Source organism: Klebsiella sp. WP8-S18-ESBL-06 (genome assembly GCF_014169755.1).
Lineage (GTDB): Bacteria > Pseudomonadota > Gammaproteobacteria > Enterobacterales > Enterobacteriaceae > Kluyvera > Kluyvera ascorbata_B.
The window spans coordinates 3897358-3912285 of the sequence record NZ_AP022256.1; the positions used below are offsets into that span (position 1 = coordinate 3897358).

The window sequence follows — 14928 nt, forward strand, 5'->3', positions numbered from 1 at the left end:
TTTACCTGCGATTCAGGCGAGATAAGAATGAGGGTTGGGGAAGACAATCTCTTTGTAACAGCGGCAGTTCGGGAGCTCGCCAGCATGACCGGTCATGCCGTCAAGCGTTGGAGGTCGGCCCCATTCGACAAACTTGCCCTCCATTTCACGATGAGAGTGCCGGACATCGCCATCTTCGGCTGTACGCCAGATATAACCATTCGAACCGATTGACAACGCACGCGCTTGATCCAGAGCACCGGTTGCGCGTCCAAGCTCGGTACGGGCGATAAGGTTCGCTCGCGAGCGTGACACGTCACCTGACGCCGCTATCTCTTTCGCGAATGGCTCAGCGCGGCCACCAGTCACAACGGCCTCGATGGCTTTGTTCTGAATGTCATACACCCGATCGGCGGCCTCAAGAGGCAGAGATTTGATGTACTTAATTTGCTCGGCGACGATGGATTTCATCACCTGGCCTACCGGGGCGCGGTCAACCATGTTGCGCAGCTCTGCGCTGATGTTCCGGCTGTGCTGACGCCACTGCTTTTCATTCTGGCGCGCAATGTCGGCGGTAAAGTTCTCAGCAACCTTCGTCGCCCAGGGGGTGATGATTTCGCTGTAGCGCTCCAGCGCATCCATTATTTCGGTGACGCTATCGTTTGAACCATCGTAGCGCCCATTTACGATATCCCCGACTGCCCGCGCTATCTGCCGTAGGCTCGTTCGATATCGGATCTCCGCCTGGCGACTCTGGCGGTTTGTCGCCAAGTTCGCCGATGCCTGGCGGCGCTTCGTCTTCGGCATTCTCTATGTCCTCGTCGGTAATGGATGCCCCGATGCCGGTGACGTCAGAGTTTTCGCGCAGGTCGGTCATCGCCCCCTTACGCGTCATCAATCCGTCGCCCAGCGCGGTGCTGATCGCGGTGGTGGTGTTTACGGCCACCGTTGAGCGGTCAACGTCAGACATTTGCCATAGCGGGTTGAACTCAAACGTGAAATCGTCCGGCAGCGGCTTACCGAGTTCCGAGCGGTGCATAATGTCCAGTATCCGGCGCATCGGTAGCCGTAAGCGACGCTCCTGCAACGAGCTCACCCGGTCGTAATAGTTGGCGAGGTCTGCGTCACCAGTAGAGAAGCCTTTCGGGGACTGACCGAACAGGCGTACCAGCGGGATGCCGACGGCACCGCTGATCTGCTCAGCGAACTGCGAAAGAATGTCATCCAGACCACTGAAGCTGTACTGGTGGGTTTCGAAAGTATCTTCGGAATCCATCAGCGTCATGCCTTCATTGCTCTGGAACTTGCGAATCAGATCGATGTTCTTCAGCAGCGCTTCGAACGCGGGGCCACCCAGCGCAATAAGCTCACGGAGTTTTTTCACTTTGTAGGTACGCAGATGCGCTTTGTAGACAAGCTGCGCCGCGCCGACAGTGGCGCTGTCGAACGCAGTAAGCCGATCCCAGATACGCTCTACAACCGACATTCCCCATTCGTTTTCGGTCATCTTCTGCTGGAATGGTAGCGTCACCCCGTCGAAGCGAATCAGGCGGCTGTGATGGATGCGCCAGGCCGGGATGCCCGTTGCAGTTGTCACCACGTCGTAAAACTCTGGTTTTCCAAGATCCGGCCCCATCTCTTTAATGCGGCGGGTCAGTACCGGGTTAATCATCCAGCGGTCGAGCGGGAGAATGCCCTTAAACTTGCCTTCGCCAATGGTTTCGAGCCGCAGCGGGGTCATTGGTGCCTGCCCCTCAATCATGATGAAGCCAACCGCGCCGCCGTAGAGACGCGACCATTTCAGCACATCGTTCAGCGCATCCCAGATCTGCAACTCATCCAGCTGCGCTTCGAGGGTGCCACGGTCTTTGGCGTCTATCTCCGAAGTGATGCGAATGCCCTTGCGGGTCATATCGTCCGGGATAGCGTCGACCGCTTCGCCGATGATCCAGGACGAACGATAGGACCATTCCACCAGCATGCGGTTGCGGCTGGTGAAGTTCGCCCGGTAGGTCGATGCTGAGTGCTGGTTAGGCGTCTGCATCCCCACGCGGGCGACAAAGTTCTCATAACCATCAGCGGTGGCCTGCGCCGTTCGCTGAGAGGCTTGTTTGTTTCGTGTCATCAGGCCTGTCTCCCTAGCAGCTCCCAGATGTTCAGGGCTGAATTCATTGGCGCGTAGCTGATCATCACCGAGTCGGCGAGGTTCGGCGACTTGGTGCCGTCAGGCTGTTTATCAACAACGATTTTCCCCACGCCGTTAATGGAGTAGGTCGGCTGCGACAGCTCGATGATGAGTTTGTCTTTGTTCGCCATAGTGCCGCTGATTGAGATGATTTCGTCCGGGTTGTAAGCCATCTTTTCAACCACGGCGCGATAGGTGTTCTGGAAAAGCTTGCGTAACCGCCACCAGCTCTGGGCCTTGGCGTTAGCGAAGAAGTCCTTATTCAGGCGGGCGGCCTGTCCGTTGTCGCCGCGCACCGCTTCATCGTCCGGATCAAACACTGCGCCGCTACCGCGAAACGGTGTGGCGAGTATTGACGGTCTGCGCGCAGCGTTGCGCAGTTCGTTGATGGCGCGCGCATCGCCGCGAACGCCAGCGCCCAGACCGTCCTCGTCGAAGCGAAACTCTTCGAGGTTGTCCTGTTCGCAGAAGCCGAAGACCTTCTCAACGGACTGGTAAATGTCGCTGCCCACGCCGGACCATTCCCGCACGTTCTCCAGGAGGAAGCCGTGACGGGTCGAAAAGGCGTTTTTGTCCCGGCCTTCGTCGGCGACATCCATAGCGCCCAGTCGTTTGCCCGTTGGCTGGATGCCCAGCTTAATATGAGCGTCGACGGCAGCCTGTACCCAATCGGACGGGATCAGGACGCCTTCCGCAGATGCGCTGTAGTTCAGGTCAAGTTCCTGCGCCACCACCACCGGATTGTCGATTTTCTCGCATTCCCTGCGATACCACTCTTCATCCTTGCGCGGGTCATTTCGCCAGTGGAATGTGAATACCGGTATCTTCCCGCCGTGACGCTTCTGCGCGAACGGGTTCGCCATGCCGTTAACCGAACTCAGGTCGATACGGCAGCGGGTGGTTTGCGACAGCGCCGCATCAATCAGCAGGGGCCGCTGGAGGAATGCAGCCTCATCCACCAGGTAGAGCGTGGTACGGTCACCACGACCGATATTGTCGCCAGCCTCGCCTTTGATGACCGCGCCAGTCTCGGGAAACTCAACGCGCATATACGGCGCGTGCTTCTTCTCGTCCCACGAACCGCGAAACTCGACGGGCAGCGTTTCCACGAATTTGCGTGCCTTCCAGAACAGCGCCTTCGGGTCACCGGTGCTGTCGACGTATTCCTCTTTTCGGGAGCCGAAGCCGATAACCATCTCTTTGTTGAAGAGGCAGAGCGAACAGGCCAGCCCGATCGCCGTCCAGCTGAGCCCCATTTCGCGGCTCTTTTCGGTGATGCCGTTCTCCAGCCGTTCGCGCCGCTCCATGATCCAGTGAATCCACTCTTCCTGTTTCGGGAACAGCAGAAAAGGGATGGTGACCGGCAGGCCATAATCGATGTTACGCGGGTCAGTCGTCATACCCCAGTCGATGATGAACTGTGCCGGGTTGGTGCGGTAAAACTGCTTTAGCGCTGGCAGCATTTCAGGGTTCTGGCGAATGCGCTGTAAGCGCTCCATCCGCCATTCAAAAACCATCTGGTAATCAGGGTTTCTGAAATCGAATTCAAACGGGAGAGGCATGATCACCCCATCATCTTGCGGTAAATCTCTGCGACCTGATCTGCGGTGAGGTTGGTCGTCTCGGTCTTGATCGGGCCGCCATCCTTGCCAGTGCTCTCAACCTTCAGCTTATTGGTGTAAGCGTCGCCAACCTCTTTCGCGGCCTGTTCGATAAGCTGCGCCGTCAGGGAGAAGTTTTTCATCCCCTCGGTTTTGGTTGCCATGCGGTCAAGCACGCGGAGGCGATAGGATTTGTTCGCGATCGGAATGTCGCTGGTTTCGGTCAGGAACCGTTCGCGCGTCGCGTGGAACATCTCGATCCACTTTTTGGCGAGCGTCTTACCGCTGGCCTTCGTGGGGTCGTGAGATTCAGCCTGCTGGCGGGTGATCTTGATCCCGAATTCTTTTTGGACAGCCTCGACCACCTGCGATGGCGTGTCATAGCACGCAAGCGACTGAATGATGAAGGCTTTCACATCAGGTTTTAATGCAGCCATAAATCACCATTCGTCTTATACAGTCCAGTATTTAAGCCAGTCGCAGCATGCACGTCCCGCACGCTATGGCAATATCGAGATGAGCAACCTCCGCTGGCTGATTCGCCGCATCAATCATTTCCTGCACGTCCCGGCTTGCACCGTAACGGCGAACCACGCCCACAAACTCTTCCACGTCATGACCGCGCAGCTTCAGCTTTGGCTGCCCTTCCTGCGTGAACTTCGGCGCGCCAAATTCATCTGTCGCCTGGCAGATGTGATAAAGCTCGTGCTCTATCAGCGCGCAGAATTCCAGATCGGAACATTGCGAGCAGTAATCGGCGGCCAGCGTGATGATGAAATGCGGCACCCTGCCGAACCACTCATACATCTGCTGCTCCATCCGCGCTTTCTGCCAGCCTCCAGCCCGCATTGCCACTTCTTCCGCCTGCCCCAGCACGGAACGCCCTTTCTTCTCGAAAGCGTTCGACGCCCAGAGAAAGCACAGATCCGCTTCAAGCAAATGCTGGTGATCAGGGTTGTAGAGGTCACCCTCATCGCTCAGGATGTGCTGATTCAGCCACTCGCCAACGTCACTGGCGGGCATTATGCTGATGTACGGCTTCGGGTCAGGTGGCATCGTAAAATGCGCTGGTGGGTGTGGTCTGTTCATGAATAATTCCAGTGCTCCATTATCGAAGCCCCTCAGTGAAGGGCTTCTGGAATGTCTGCTGATTCTCGTTACTGAAGAGGGGCAAAACAGTAACTAACAACGTCTGAAATTTTGGCAGCAACCGAACCTTCAAGTTTCTCTGTAGCCTTAACAACGTAAAACTGACCATTGGTGATTGGCACGCTATCAGCCGAAAAACCGTGAACACTTTTCCCATCGCTCAGCACAAAACTTGCTTTAAAGATAATGCTTTTCTTATCGCTCACTCTCAGTCCCTCAGGTAGGTTACTTTGGTGGTAATCATTCGGCGTACCAGCCGAGTAGCTTCGCGCTGCATTTCATCAATAAGCTTTCTGGTCAGTGGCCTATCTGCATATTTGCGCTCAATCTCTGCAAAAATCCCGTTCAGCGCCTCGCTGTCTGGTGGGATAACTTCAACGTTTAATCGTGCCATCGGTTTGTCCTGTCCTGTTGTTCTCGAAAGTCCTGATATCAGCCTTATCCCTGTTGCACTGTGCCAGCGCTGACAGCAACGCGACATTCAGATTAAGACTTGCTCCCCACGTAAACGGGTCGGGTAAATCTGGCTGGGGTGTTTCAGCCGTCAGGCTGGTTGGTAACGGAACTACCGGAACCGGAACGTAAACCGTTCGCGTATTCGTGCATCCGCTTAACTGCGCCAGCAGGCACAACACGAACAGCACAATCATCATCCGCAACAGCAGCTTTGATATCGTTCTCGGCTCTCTGTGACTCCAGTGCGATCTGCTGCTTGGCATGTTGGTTTGTCTCCAGAATGATGTTCGTTATTGCTACGGTGCGCAGGACATTCGCGGTGATGGTCTCAGAGGAATCAGCACGCTGTTCTGCATCGTCAGCGCGACGCTGTTCCTCCAGAAACTTTCCATGATAGTGATCCGCTGACCAGACAAGACCGCCTGCAATACAGGCGATAAACGTCACTATGAGCACCCAATAACTCATTTTCATACCAGCAGCGCCGCCCGCGCTTTGTTGTAGCGGATCTTGCGGTCATCAATGCCATTCAGGCCGCCGTTAATGATGCGCGTAACACGAGTAATATCGGCACCGTAGGCCATGCACCCTTTGGATGTGTAGAACCAGGCGGCAGAGCGTGCTGCCTGAAGCTCCTGTTCGAGATGTTCAGGTGAAGTAACGAGGTCTAACTTCAGCGCCGCCCCGCAGGTGCGATAATTGTCGAGGCCAGTGATTTGAATTAACCCTCTGCCGCGATATTTCCAGCCGTCGCCGGGCGCTTTGTTACCCAGGCGATTGCTATACACCAGATTGGCGATAGCATCCTGGCGGGCTGCGTGTTCGGTTGTTCTGCCAAGCGCATCAGCCTGCTGCTGTGTGATCCTCTTTCCGAAGGTCGCCACCAGCGCAGATGGTGTGTAGTTCAAATTTTCTACTACAGCGCTAAAGCCGCCTGACTCATGACCTACCTGAGCGATGAACATGGCCTGATCCGCAGGTGCTGTAATGCCAAATTCTTTCATCGCCGCATCTACTGGCTGAAACCAGCGCGCAGCCAACCCGGCGCTGATACCAGCCGCCATTTGAAATTGAGATTGATTCATTTATTTTCCTCAGTGCTGCCGACTCCGGCGCGTCTGGCAACGATAGCGAGCGCCATGTCACGCAGTCTATCCGCTCCAACAAACCCGACGAGCGCACCAACGAATGCCCCTGAATTAGCAGGCAGCCCCAGGTATTCCAGCAATGCGGAAACAGCCAGCGCGAATATGCCGCAGATTAGCGCGCCAGTGGCGGTGTAGAGTTTCGGCTTCCCTGCGCGTATGTCGATAAGCGCGGAGATGCCCAGAGCGCATAACCCGGCGTAAACTGACGGCAGATATAGCGCGATCCATTTCATGGTTTGTTCAAAAATCCCGTGAGAGCTATTCATAGGTTCACCTCGCCTGTTTGCGGGTGCTGTGTGCGAAACTGGAATAAACCCAAATTCTGGACTGCGTTAATGCTCGCCCCGTTTCGGTATCGGCCAGCTGCTGATACTTCGCGAAATACTGCTCGTCATACGGGCGAGATGCCGGAACCGGATAACGACCGATGCCCAGCTCCGGGAGGAATACCAGCCCGCTGTTCAGTTCCTGATAAAACGACTTCATTCAGCCAGGCCTCGAATTTTGAATCAAAGTTGGAGATGCGTTTGTCGCAGTGGTGATCCCACGCTTCGCAGCGACAATAATTGTCCGGGATTGCCCAGCCAACGCGGGATAAATCCATCGCCGGATCGGTGACTATTTCGGGAGCGTTATGCCCACCGCGCCCACCAGCGACAACGTAAACAGGTGTTTTGTACGCAATGGCAGCGGGAAGCGCCCAGCCAACAGGCGTAACCATCACAGCGGCATGCTCAACAAGGCGCATCAGCTCTTTGATATTGAGCTCGCCAGCGTGCATTTTCAGATCGGCCTCTGGTTCTTCACCCACCAGCCACTCTTCCCCGTCCTGCAAATCAGCAACGCTAATCACGCAGAAATGTTTCCGCAGGATTCTCGATGCACGCAGGAGGTAATCGGGGTCAGGGTTTCGGGAGTCGCTACGCCATTCAGAACGAACCGTTGCCGGTCGAATAACGGCGATCGGCTTTTGGTGCGTAAACTGCGCCGGGCCAAAGGATGGTAAATCAAGCGCTGCTGGCGTTACGCCGAACTGGCGGCGCATGGCATCAAATATCGAACCGCGCCGCAGATCATCCGGGCCGTAAAAGATTCGCTTCGTCTGGCGTGCCGATGGCGGAGGATAAAACTTTGCGAAGCTGCGAAACTCGTTTTTTCGCTGCGTTCTGAGCGCGGTATCACTTCGGACAGCTTTTACTGGCAGGTCTTCGTAAAGCTCCGGCCATGCCGTCTTAATGAATGTCCCCGCAGGCAGCTGTTTGACGAAAGCGCGCTGGTAAATGGTGTCTCCCATTCCCAGCATGCCATCGATGTAAATCGGAGGATTCAGCATGTAACCTCGCTGATCGCCGCTTCAAGAGGTAAACGACGAAAGCAATTAAGCGCCGTCTGGCGGCTGCTGTTGATGATATTGACACTTCCACGCAGCTGCGCCGCAGCCCGGGCAAACTCGCCATGCCAGCGCTTTACGTTCGCTGATGTCGGGTTATCAAGGGCTGTATGATCGCCGTGCCAGTGACTACCGTTTGATATTGAGCAATCGAAGCCGAGCAGGATGATGCGCATGACACCGAGCCAGTGAGCGAACAGGATCGCTCTCTGCCCCGAATTGAATGTGCCGCTGGTATCTGTCGGGAAGAGGCTCACGCCGTATCGGGTGTGTGCTCTCAGGTTACATGACCAGCGTTCGGGGCCATCGGGCAGCGCGGGGATGTTCACATCCCACCAGCGCAGATCGCCAGCGTAAATGTGGGTGCATTCCGGTATGGCTCGCCATGATGAATTAACCGCTATCACAGGAAGCCCTGAGCGTGCAGCTATTTGACAGTCAACGGGAGTAAGGGACGGGCCAGAAGCGCAGATGATGAGCCTGTACATAGATTTGTGTAATTGCCTGATTTTGATATGTTCAATCCAACATCAAAAACAGGTTAATTTATGGACGAAAAACAGTTGCAGGCTCTGGCTAATGAACTGGCCAAAAATCTCAAAACCCCTGAGGATCTCAACCAGTTCGATCGCCTGCTGAAGAAAATCAGCGTCGAGGCGGCGCTCAATGCCGAAATGACCCATCATCTCGGTTATGATAAAAATCAGCTAAAACCGGGCACCAACGCCCGTAACGGCTATACCCAAAAGACCGTTATCACTGGCGATGGCCCGCTGGAGTTGCGTACACCGCGCGATCGTGAAGGTTCCTTTGAACCTCAACTGGTGAAGAAGAACCAGACCCGGATCACCGGCATGGATAACCAGATTTTATCGTTGTATGCCAAAGGGATGACCACCCGCGAAATCGCCGCCGCGTTTAAAGAGCTGTATGACGCCGACGTCTCGCCAGCGCTGGTCTCAAAGGTGACAGATGCTGTCATTGAGCAGGTTGTCGAATGGCAAAATCGGCCACTGGATGCCGTCTATCCCATTGTTTATCTTGACTGTATCGTCATTAAAGTTCGGCAAGATAGTCGCGTCATCAACAAATCCGTGTTCCTGGCGCTGGGTATCAATATCGAAGGCCAGAAAGATCTGCTGGGTATGTGGCTGGCCGAAAATGAAGGAGCGAAGTTCTGGCTCAATGTGCTGACAGAACTAAAAAACCGCGGCCTGAACGATATCCTCATCGCCTGTGTCGACGGCCTGAAAGGCTTCCCGGACGCCATCAACACGGTGTATCCGGAAGCCCGCATCCAGCTGTGCATCGTGCATATGGTACGCAACAGCCTGCGGTTCGTCTCCTGGAAGGACTACAAAGCCGTCACCCGCGACCTGAAGGCCATCTATCAGGCCCCCACGGAAGAGGCAGGCCAGCAGGCGCTGGAAGCGTTCGCCAGCGCCTGGGACGGTCGCTACCCGCAGATAAGCCGGAGCTGGCAGGCAAACTGGGCCAACCTGGCGACGTTCTTCTCTTACCCGGCAGACATCCGCAAGGTGATCTACACCACGAATGCCATCGAGTCGCTGAATAGCGTGATCCGGCATGCCATCAAAAAGCGTAAGGTGTTCCCGACAGACGACGCAGTGAAAAAGGTGGTGTGGCTGGCAATCCAGGCTGCATCACAGAAATGGACGATGCCGCTGAGGGACTGGCGTATGGCGATGAGCCGCTTTATTATCGAGTTCGGTGACCGCCTGGACGGTCACTTCTGAGAAAAGGCATTTACACAGAATCATGTACAGGGTCCAGATGATCGCCGTGTGCATACGTTATTCACCCGGTGGCATTGAGCCAATAAAAAAGCCCCTGCATTTCTGCAAGGGCTTAAATGTGGTTCCCACCGCTCCGCGCAAGGCATCTCCGCTGGTGGGTAAGCTCTTTCGCTTTTGACGTCCGAGCATATCTGAATTATGCAGTTTCAAAACTCGTTTTCAAGTCTTTTTCGCAAGTTTTTGCATTTTCGAAGCCTAATTCATCTTTTAACGTGAAGAAGACAGCAGAATTGAACAACTCAATACACCAGCGCACGCGGTCAATGCACTGCTTTTCGGTCAGAAACGGCGCGTAGTAATACTGCATCCATCGAGCCATGTCATTGATGGTTTTCCGCCAGGTGTAATAGTCCTTCCCTATCTCATACACGGGATTCCCCGGCTTGAAGGACTTCAGGATGATAGCCTCCATGAATGCAGCTTCCTCTTGATCCCCGGCGTTGCCGATCAGGTCAGAAAGTGATTTCTTCGGCCAAATGATGGCTTTAGCCTGCTCAAACAACACATCGCCGGTATAGCCAATTTTACGCAGACCAGACAGCACGGTAGCGATCCTCTCCTGCTGTTCGCCAGTCCAGCCGGTCAATATCATTGACCACATACCACCGCCACCAGAAAGGTGCTCTGTTCCGCTGCCTCCATACATGCCGCCCCAGTGGTTCAGCAACGAACGAACCCAACGGCTTTGCGATGGTGTCAGTCGGCGGTATTTCCCCAGGTAAGATCTGCGTGGTGCTGCTGCCAGCATCACCCAGGCGTTTTGCGGGTTGGTACGCTCAACAGACGCTTTCTGGTAATTGTTAATGTCGGTGCGTGTCATTGTCCGTTCTCCCGAATGATGATCTGGCCTTTCTCGCCCCATAGCTTTGTAATGCGACAATCCCAGACACTGGAATCATCATCAAACAGGGCATCCATCAGTGCTTTAAGCATGTTGTCGCAGTCTGGTTTTGACTGGTGCGGCTTGCCGTTGAGCTGTTCACGCTTCTTTTTGCTCCAGCTCGGAGGCATTGGCATAACGAAGGTGATATGCGCGCCGGACTCAGGGAGATTGATTTTGCGCAGACGTGCTTCATCGCAGAATGCGCGGTAACGCATGACCGCAGGCCGTGTTTTCCATTTGTCGGCGCGGGTTTGTCTTGGCTTAGGTACAGGGGTAATCTCATAAATCACTTGCATATGATCGCCCCATCAAGCTTCAAGCCTCGACGAATTCTTGCGTGTACTGTGTCCGGCTTCATGCCTACAGCTCTCGCATACTCACTGGCTGATATTTTTTGACCATCAAACATTACAAAGACGGTATTTCTTTTATTATTTTGTTGGCTGCGATTCGTAACCCATCTAATGTTTCCGGGCTCGTAGTTCCCATTGGTGTCAATCCTGTCAAGACTGTAACCATCTGGGCGAGGACCGACGTATTTGAAGAATTCTTCAAAACTCTCTACCCACTCTTTACAGACAGTGATCCCCCTACCTCCATAATTTGAATAAGACCTTACATTCGGATTAGAACACCTGTTTTTCATATCAATCCACGCTCGGTATTCCGGCGTGTTTTTCATCCCATGCTTAGCCTTGAAGCGCCCAGAGCCACCCATATTTTTAAGTGCGTTATCGCTAAGCAATCGTCCAGTTTTGTCAATTTTCATGCTGGCACCACCAGCCCAAGGCGGGCGATCTGGATAACGGTCAGAACGATAGCGCGGTCCATAAGCTGGCGACGTTCGTCGCGCGATAGCTTGCTCCCGTTGTCGATGCTGTCGTGGCAGCAAACGCAGATCGCCGCCGTGGCGCAATCATCAGCTTTCAGGCCCATGCCTTTGCCTTCATTGCGATGTGCTACCTGCGTCCCCCATGAACCGCATAACACGCACTGCTCGATCTTTCCGACAGCAGCGAGCCATTTTTTGCTACGGTAGATAGCCATTACGCTGCCTCCCGATACGAGGATGCCCACCGCTCTGGAGTTGGTGGCAGAACTGATTCAATGGTGTTTTTCATGATTGCGCATCTTCCACGCAAGACGAGTGCTTTTACTTCTTTCTCACTCAAACCTTTTGAGTAATCTGCCTCCCGGATCGCACGGGTTAGTTCGGGGTATTTTTTGTCGAATTTGGGAACATTGCAGGCTAAATTTGTGCTATCTGCTGTTGTTAATGGGTAATTTCCCAGCACCCTTCCATCGAGCATGCGCAGACCATGAATCAGCGTCCTGAAGTTATGACGGCAATAAATTGCCTCAAACGCTTCAGTCATACGTGCATGCCATTGGCGGGTTCGAATAACTGCGAATTGACCAGAAGACCCAAAGCATACTCGCGGCCAGTTTCGGCACAATTCAACTAAGCGATCAATGCTCTCATGCAAGTGCCATACTGGAACCGCCTTATCCTTGAACATTGATGGCACCTGCTTTATCAGAGTGTCGTTATCTTCTTCCCCGCCTTCCACAACATCCGGGATAACGAAGAATTTAACCTTCGGATGGTGATACCAGTTGATCAACCATTGATAGAATTGGACCCAATCAATAACGAGACCACGCTTCCATGCCGAGAAAGCACCATTATCAATTCCAACCTCTACTGCATGGTTAATTGAAGCGGCTAACTGATCTGGTCGGGCGTAAGAGACAAATGCACCAGCCCCGGTTACGGCAATTCGGTGGACTGAGCCTGAATCCCCCCAAATAGGGGTTCCATGGAAGTGAGTAATCATTTTTCACCCCAACGCTTTGCCCACTCGATTTCATTGCGGGATTGTTCGCTGAAGGTGACGCCCTGCTGGGTGCCGAACCAGTAAATCGCCTCGATGACCTCTACCATCTGGGGAATGGTCATTTTGCTGGTGCGCTGGCCGAACATCACGACGCCGCCATCAAGCCCGGGGGCCATTCGCTGTTCCTGCTTTTTGGTCTTCGCCACCAGCGCGGTGATGAGGTCTTTCCAGTCGTCGGAATCGTATTTATTGCCGAACCAGAGAACCTGGTCGGAAAGATCTTTCAGTAGCGGCCACATCTTGCGATTTTGAATAGCGGTGCGCGTCGACTCTTTGACGTCGAGTATCAGCGGGCGCTTACTGTCGACTGGCAACTGACGAATGTAGTTGATAGCGTTCTGCTTAACGCTTTCGTTAACGAGGTGGAATTGTTGGCTCACGCGTCACCCCCGAAGAGGTTAAGCGACAGATACGACAAATCTCTGACGTCGGATAACGTCAGGCGATTGTGTTTAAGCTGGTGGTGCTGCGCCATGGTGTTCTCCGTGGCGCGAATGTCCGGGTGTCAGTTGTTCAGGCTGACAGGGATATTATGGCTGGGCATTGTGGCAAAAGCAATTTAACGCCGACAAAAAAGCCCCCGAAGAGGCTTGTATGTTATTGATTACATTGTGACATGTCACGCCGTCAATTTGGTTTCGTGCCAACCACGCGTAACCCAGCATTGCGAATCACCGTCGCACGGACACGACTTAACCGGCAGCGCATCTCCGCATTTACCGCAGCGGTTCGCGCTGATTGACTTAATGCGACCACGAACGCGGGCATCGTCCTGGCGGATCAGCATTGCGACGTATTCGCTCATTTCATACGGCGCTCGCCCTGGGCGGCGTAATACACAATTACGTTCCAGCATCTCCAGTTCCTGCGTATCAAGTATGAGCTCAAATTTACGCCCACCAGCTGCGGCTTGCCGGGCGCGCTGGGCAGCTTTGCGTTCAGCGGCGGTTTTAGCCATTATCCGGCCCCTTTGGCTTGTGGATGCGAATAGTCATACCACTTTCAGTGGTGACCACCATGGCATTCCCCGGCTGGATATCCCCAAGGTTAAACGCCTCGTAAAAGGAATCCAAAGCCAGCAACTTCTCATCCTTACGATTCCACCACCGCCAGCCTTTGCGAAGTGCTATGCCGAAAATCCATTTCCCTGCCCTGTAAGCCATAAAAAACCAGATGAGCACCACCTGAAAGAGGACAATCCAGTCAATAATTGTGTATTTCGCGAAAGAGTTCATCACATCACCTCCTGCTGCGGTGCTGCTGGCAGTGGCATCCAGTGAATGATTTCATAGCGACTAAAACCAACCCTAAAATCGCGCCAAAATCCGTTTTCATGACAGCAAATAAATTTGTTGCCACCAGCATCGGAAACGAGAACATTTACCCTTTTTGCTGGCATGCGATCACTACATCTCACCCATTTCCCATAGTCTAAATCTGTAGTGCTTACCCACTCTTCGCCCGTTTGCTCATTGAGGCGCTTCAGTAACTCGCCAATCGGGAGAAGATGGTTACAACTCTGCCAATCGTTCTGGATATGCTGGCGCGGCTCTCCGTCCTTCGGTTCAGGCCACTGGCGCGCCATATTCACTTTCAGTTTTTCTTCCATCGCTGCTGTGATTTCGCCGTCAGAGATGCCGGCACGCCGCTGGGCATCCCACAAGAGGAACTGGAGATCCGCCCATTCGGATAAATCATCTGGCGCGGCGGCGGCCTCCAGCGCTTCTTTCGCAAGGTGTTTCAGCGGACCGACTGGACCAACATCCCCAAAGGTTTCCTGTGACCATGCAGCGTGCCGATCACGTATCAACCTGCGTAATTGCGCCGATGATGCTGACTCGCCGATATTGATGGTGTTCCTGTTCATTGTGATGCCCCCGGAATAAAGCAAAGGAACCATGCGTATGCTACTAACGCCACCAAAACCCTTACGGCAAACATCGGTTTGATGAAGCGAAACGGGTTTTGCCACATCACGAATGACATCAGCCCCAGCACAGCGACAGAAATACCAATGACCATCGCGGTTATCTTGATCAATACAAATACTTCGTTCACTGGGCAGCCTCCTGAATAACAGTACCTTTGGATTCAATGCGCTTATGGCGCTCCCAAAACCACTGGTGCAATTCCATTAACTCTTTGTCGAGTGGCGCGTATTCGCGGTCAAAGTAGGCCTGAGCGTCTTTCTCGTCCTCGTTGGGTAGCTCACCAGGACCAAGCAGGGTGTTAAAAATCCATGCCATCCCGTTCTTGGCGTCGCCGGTGGTGCGCCAGTCGATAACAGCCGCTTGCATGACAATCAGGTTCTTACCGAACATCCGATCAAGCTCTTTGAAGCGATTCCGAATGTACTCGTTCTCGTCTTTCAGCTCGGCGTTCTGCTTCTCTGCGTCAGCCAACACATCAGCGCGAGCACGCT

23 protein-coding genes and 3 pseudogenes are annotated in these 14928 nt (G+C 53.9%); 1 reads left to right on the forward strand and 25 read right to left on the reverse strand.

The features are described from left to right. Window positions 1–12 precede the first annotated feature (12 nt). From H7R76_RS18725 to H7R76_RS18780, 13 genes and pseudogenes are all read right to left on the reverse strand, one after another. Window positions 13–621: a phage head morphogenesis protein gene (locus tag H7R76_RS18725; RefSeq protein ID WP_001435593.1), complete on the reverse strand. Its 609-nt coding sequence runs from the start codon at window positions 619–621 to the stop codon at window positions 13–15. A 13-nt stretch (window positions 622–634) separates the two neighbouring features. Continuing rightward, window positions 635–2104, reverse strand: a complete 1470-nt coding sequence (locus H7R76_RS18730; protein ID WP_182966099.1) for a DUF1073 domain-containing protein — start codon at window positions 2102–2104, stop codon at window positions 635–637. Next, the gene (locus H7R76_RS18735) at window positions 2104–3726 is read right to left on the reverse strand and encodes a TerL protein (RefSeq protein WP_180258128.1); all 1623 of its coding nucleotides are present in this window, start codon (window positions 3724–3726) and stop codon (window positions 2104–2106) included. The genes H7R76_RS18730 and H7R76_RS18735 overlap by 1 nt, the downstream gene beginning before the upstream one ends. Window positions 3727–3728: 2 nt before the next feature. Further along, a complete protein-coding gene (locus H7R76_RS18740; RefSeq protein WP_182966101.1) occupies window positions 3729–4202 on the reverse strand; it encodes a DUF2280 domain-containing protein in 474 nt (157 codons plus the stop codon). A 31-nt stretch (window positions 4203–4233) separates the two neighbouring features. Then, window positions 4234–4854, reverse strand: coding sequence for a putative metallopeptidase (locus H7R76_RS18745; RefSeq protein WP_182966103.1), 621 nt, complete (start codon window positions 4852–4854; stop codon window positions 4234–4236). 68 nt (window positions 4855–4922) lie between these two features. After that, window positions 4923–5120 (reverse strand): hypothetical protein, encoded by a 198-nt coding sequence (locus H7R76_RS18750; RefSeq protein WP_182966105.1) that lies wholly within the window; start codon window positions 5118–5120, stop codon window positions 4923–4925. A 2-nt stretch (window positions 5121–5122) separates the two neighbouring features. After that, window positions 5123–5308: a hypothetical protein gene (locus tag H7R76_RS18755; RefSeq protein ID WP_182966107.1), complete on the reverse strand. Its 186-nt coding sequence runs from the start codon at window positions 5306–5308 to the stop codon at window positions 5123–5125. Next, window positions 5289–5633, reverse strand: a complete 345-nt coding sequence (gene lysC, locus H7R76_RS24955; RefSeq protein WP_420259142.1) for an Rz1-like lysis system protein LysC — start codon at window positions 5631–5633, stop codon at window positions 5289–5291. The genes H7R76_RS18755 and lysC overlap by 20 nt, the downstream gene beginning before the upstream one ends. After that, window positions 5575–5844 (reverse strand): annotated as a pseudogene (locus H7R76_RS18760) (DUF2570 domain-containing protein); the annotation flags it as partial. The gene lysC and the pseudogene H7R76_RS18760, both read right to left, overlap by 59 nt. Further along, window positions 5841–6455, reverse strand: coding sequence for a glycoside hydrolase family 19 protein (locus H7R76_RS18765; protein ID WP_182966109.1), 615 nt, complete (start codon window positions 6453–6455; stop codon window positions 5841–5843). The pseudogene H7R76_RS18760 and the gene H7R76_RS18765, both read right to left, overlap by 4 nt. Further along, entirely contained in the window at window positions 6452–6784 is a 333-nt protein-coding gene (locus H7R76_RS18770) for a phage holin, lambda family (protein WP_021241738.1), read from the reverse strand. The genes H7R76_RS18765 and H7R76_RS18770 overlap by 4 nt, the downstream gene beginning before the upstream one ends. A 125-nt stretch (window positions 6785–6909) precedes the next feature. Next, window positions 6910–7851, reverse strand: coding sequence for a hypothetical protein (locus H7R76_RS18775; RefSeq protein WP_182966111.1), 942 nt, complete (start codon window positions 7849–7851; stop codon window positions 6910–6912). Continuing rightward, window positions 7845–8315, reverse strand: a complete 471-nt coding sequence (locus H7R76_RS18780) for a hypothetical protein (protein WP_227673917.1) — start codon at window positions 8313–8315, stop codon at window positions 7845–7847. The genes H7R76_RS18775 and H7R76_RS18780 overlap by 7 nt, the downstream gene beginning before the upstream one ends. A 141-nt stretch (window positions 8316–8456) precedes the next feature. Here H7R76_RS18780 and H7R76_RS18785 point away from each other — a divergent pair, with 141 nt between their 5' ends. Beyond that, window positions 8457–9665 carry an IS256 family transposase gene (locus H7R76_RS18785; protein WP_182966115.1) on the forward strand — a complete coding sequence of 403 codons (1209 nt, stop codon included), beginning with the start codon at window positions 8457–8459 and terminating at the stop codon, window positions 9663–9665. 196 nt (window positions 9666–9861) lie between these two features. Here H7R76_RS18785 and H7R76_RS18790 read toward each other — a convergent pair whose 3' ends face one another. The 12 genes and pseudogenes from H7R76_RS18790 to H7R76_RS18840 all read right to left on the reverse strand — a co-directional run. After that, window positions 9862–10545, reverse strand: coding sequence for a hypothetical protein (locus H7R76_RS18790; RefSeq protein ID WP_121927001.1), 684 nt, complete (start codon window positions 10543–10545; stop codon window positions 9862–9864). Further along, window positions 10542–10904, reverse strand: coding sequence for a RusA family crossover junction endodeoxyribonuclease (locus H7R76_RS18795; RefSeq protein ID WP_058690041.1), 363 nt, complete (start codon window positions 10902–10904; stop codon window positions 10542–10544). The genes H7R76_RS18790 and H7R76_RS18795 overlap by 4 nt, the downstream gene beginning before the upstream one ends. Then, window positions 10895–11377 carry an Lrp/AsnC family transcriptional regulator gene (locus tag H7R76_RS18800; protein ID WP_052674422.1) on the reverse strand — a complete coding sequence of 161 codons (483 nt, stop codon included), beginning with the start codon at window positions 11375–11377 and terminating at the stop codon, window positions 10895–10897. The genes H7R76_RS18795 and H7R76_RS18800 overlap by 10 nt, the downstream gene beginning before the upstream one ends. Continuing rightward, window positions 11374–11655 carry a DUF1364 family protein gene (locus H7R76_RS18805; RefSeq protein WP_021241743.1) on the reverse strand — a complete coding sequence of 94 codons (282 nt, stop codon included), beginning with the start codon at window positions 11653–11655 and terminating at the stop codon, window positions 11374–11376. Before H7R76_RS18805 ends, H7R76_RS18800 begins: the two co-directional genes overlap by 4 nt. Further along, window positions 11655–12446, reverse strand: a complete 792-nt coding sequence (locus tag H7R76_RS18810) for a hypothetical protein (RefSeq protein ID WP_021241744.1) — start codon at window positions 12444–12446, stop codon at window positions 11655–11657. Before H7R76_RS18810 ends, H7R76_RS18805 begins: the two co-directional genes overlap by 1 nt. Then, on the reverse strand, window positions 12443–12886 hold the full coding sequence (locus H7R76_RS18815; protein ID WP_096890205.1) for a recombination protein NinB: 444 nt from the start codon (window positions 12884–12886) through the stop codon (window positions 12443–12445). The genes H7R76_RS18810 and H7R76_RS18815 overlap by 4 nt, the downstream gene beginning before the upstream one ends. Before the next feature lie 239 nt (window positions 12887–13125). Next, a complete protein-coding gene (locus H7R76_RS18820; protein ID WP_181626461.1) occupies window positions 13126–13464 on the reverse strand; it encodes a hypothetical protein in 339 nt (112 codons plus the stop codon). Next, on the reverse strand, window positions 13457–13741 hold the full coding sequence (locus H7R76_RS18825) for a DUF4752 family protein (RefSeq protein ID WP_181626462.1): 285 nt from the start codon (window positions 13739–13741) through the stop codon (window positions 13457–13459). The genes H7R76_RS18820 and H7R76_RS18825 overlap by 8 nt, the downstream gene beginning before the upstream one ends. Then, window positions 13741–13905 carry a DUF551 domain-containing protein gene (locus H7R76_RS25290; protein ID WP_410705849.1) on the reverse strand — a complete coding sequence of 55 codons (165 nt, stop codon included), beginning with the start codon at window positions 13903–13905 and terminating at the stop codon, window positions 13741–13743. Before H7R76_RS25290 ends, H7R76_RS18825 begins: the two co-directional genes overlap by 1 nt. Window positions 13906–14037: 132 nt before the next feature. After that, window positions 14038–14310 (reverse strand): annotated as a pseudogene (locus H7R76_RS25295) (dATP/dGTP pyrophosphohydrolase domain-containing protein); the annotation flags it as partial. Between the two features lie 59 nt (window positions 14311–14369). Next, window positions 14370–14564 (reverse strand): hypothetical protein, encoded by a 195-nt coding sequence (locus tag H7R76_RS18835; RefSeq protein WP_181626464.1) that lies wholly within the window; start codon window positions 14562–14564, stop codon window positions 14370–14372. Then, window positions 14561–14902, reverse strand: a pseudogene (locus H7R76_RS18840) (ead/Ea22-like family protein); the annotation flags it as partial. The gene H7R76_RS18835 and the pseudogene H7R76_RS18840, both read right to left, overlap by 4 nt. Window positions 14903–14928 lie beyond the last annotated feature (26 nt).

Excerpts from the sequence above, each read along its gene's own strand:
- H7R76_RS18740 (WP_182966101.1), bottom strand. The coding sequence starts at position 4,202 with ATGGCTGCATTAAAACCTGATGTGAAAGCCTTCATCATTCAGTCGCTT.
- H7R76_RS18805 (WP_021241743.1), bottom strand. The coding sequence starts at position 11,655 with ATGGCTATCTACCGTAGCAAAAAATGGCTCGCTGCTGTCGGAAAGATC.
- H7R76_RS18795 (WP_058690041.1), bottom strand. The coding sequence starts at position 10,904 with ATGCAAGTGATTTATGAGATTACCCCTGTACCTAAGCCAAGACAAACC.
- H7R76_RS18745 (WP_182966103.1), bottom strand. The coding sequence starts at position 4,854 with ATGAACAGACCACACCCACCAGCGCATTTTACGATGCCACCTGACCCG.
- H7R76_RS18765 (WP_182966109.1), bottom strand. The coding sequence starts at position 6,455 with ATGAATCAATCTCAATTTCAAATGGCGGCTGGTATCAGCGCCGGGTTG.
- H7R76_RS18775 (WP_182966111.1), bottom strand. The coding sequence starts at position 7,851 with ATGCTGAATCCTCCGATTTACATCGATGGCATGCTGGGAATGGGAGAC.
- H7R76_RS18755 (WP_182966107.1), bottom strand. The coding sequence starts at position 5,308 with ATGGCACGATTAAACGTTGAAGTTATCCCACCAGACAGCGAGGCGCTG.
- H7R76_RS18770 (WP_021241738.1), bottom strand. The coding sequence starts at position 6,784 with ATGAATAGCTCTCACGGGATTTTTGAACAAACCATGAAATGGATCGCG.
- H7R76_RS18810 (WP_021241744.1), bottom strand. The coding sequence starts at position 12,446 with ATGATTACTCACTTCCATGGAACCCCTATTTGGGGGGATTCAGGCTCA.
- H7R76_RS18725 (WP_001435593.1), bottom strand. The coding sequence starts at position 621 with ATGGATGCGCTGGAGCGCTACAGCGAAATCATCACCCCCTGGGCGACG.
- lysC (WP_420259142.1), bottom strand. The coding sequence starts at position 5,633 with ATGCCAAGCAGCAGATCGCACTGGAGTCACAGAGAGCCGAGAACGATA.
- H7R76_RS18735 (WP_180258128.1), bottom strand. The coding sequence starts at position 3,726 with ATGCCTCTCCCGTTTGAATTCGATTTCAGAAACCCTGATTACCAGATG.
- H7R76_RS18785 (WP_182966115.1), top strand. The coding sequence starts at position 8,457 with ATGGACGAAAAACAGTTGCAGGCTCTGGCTAATGAACTGGCCAAAAAT.
- H7R76_RS18825 (WP_181626462.1), bottom strand. The coding sequence starts at position 13,741 with ATGAACTCTTTCGCGAAATACACAATTATTGACTGGATTGTCCTCTTT.
- H7R76_RS18790 (WP_121927001.1), bottom strand. The coding sequence starts at position 10,545 with ATGACACGCACCGACATTAACAATTACCAGAAAGCGTCTGTTGAGCGT.
- H7R76_RS18800 (WP_052674422.1), bottom strand. The coding sequence starts at position 11,377 with ATGAAAATTGACAAAACTGGACGATTGCTTAGCGATAACGCACTTAAA.
- H7R76_RS18820 (WP_181626461.1), bottom strand. The coding sequence starts at position 13,464 with ATGGCTAAAACCGCCGCTGAACGCAAAGCTGCCCAGCGCGCCCGGCAA.
- H7R76_RS18730 (WP_182966099.1), bottom strand. The coding sequence starts at position 2,104 with ATGACACGAAACAAACAAGCCTCTCAGCGAACGGCGCAGGCCACCGCT.
- H7R76_RS25290 (WP_410705849.1), bottom strand. The coding sequence starts at position 13,905 with ATGCCAGCAAAAAGGGTAAATGTTCTCGTTTCCGATGCTGGTGGCAAC.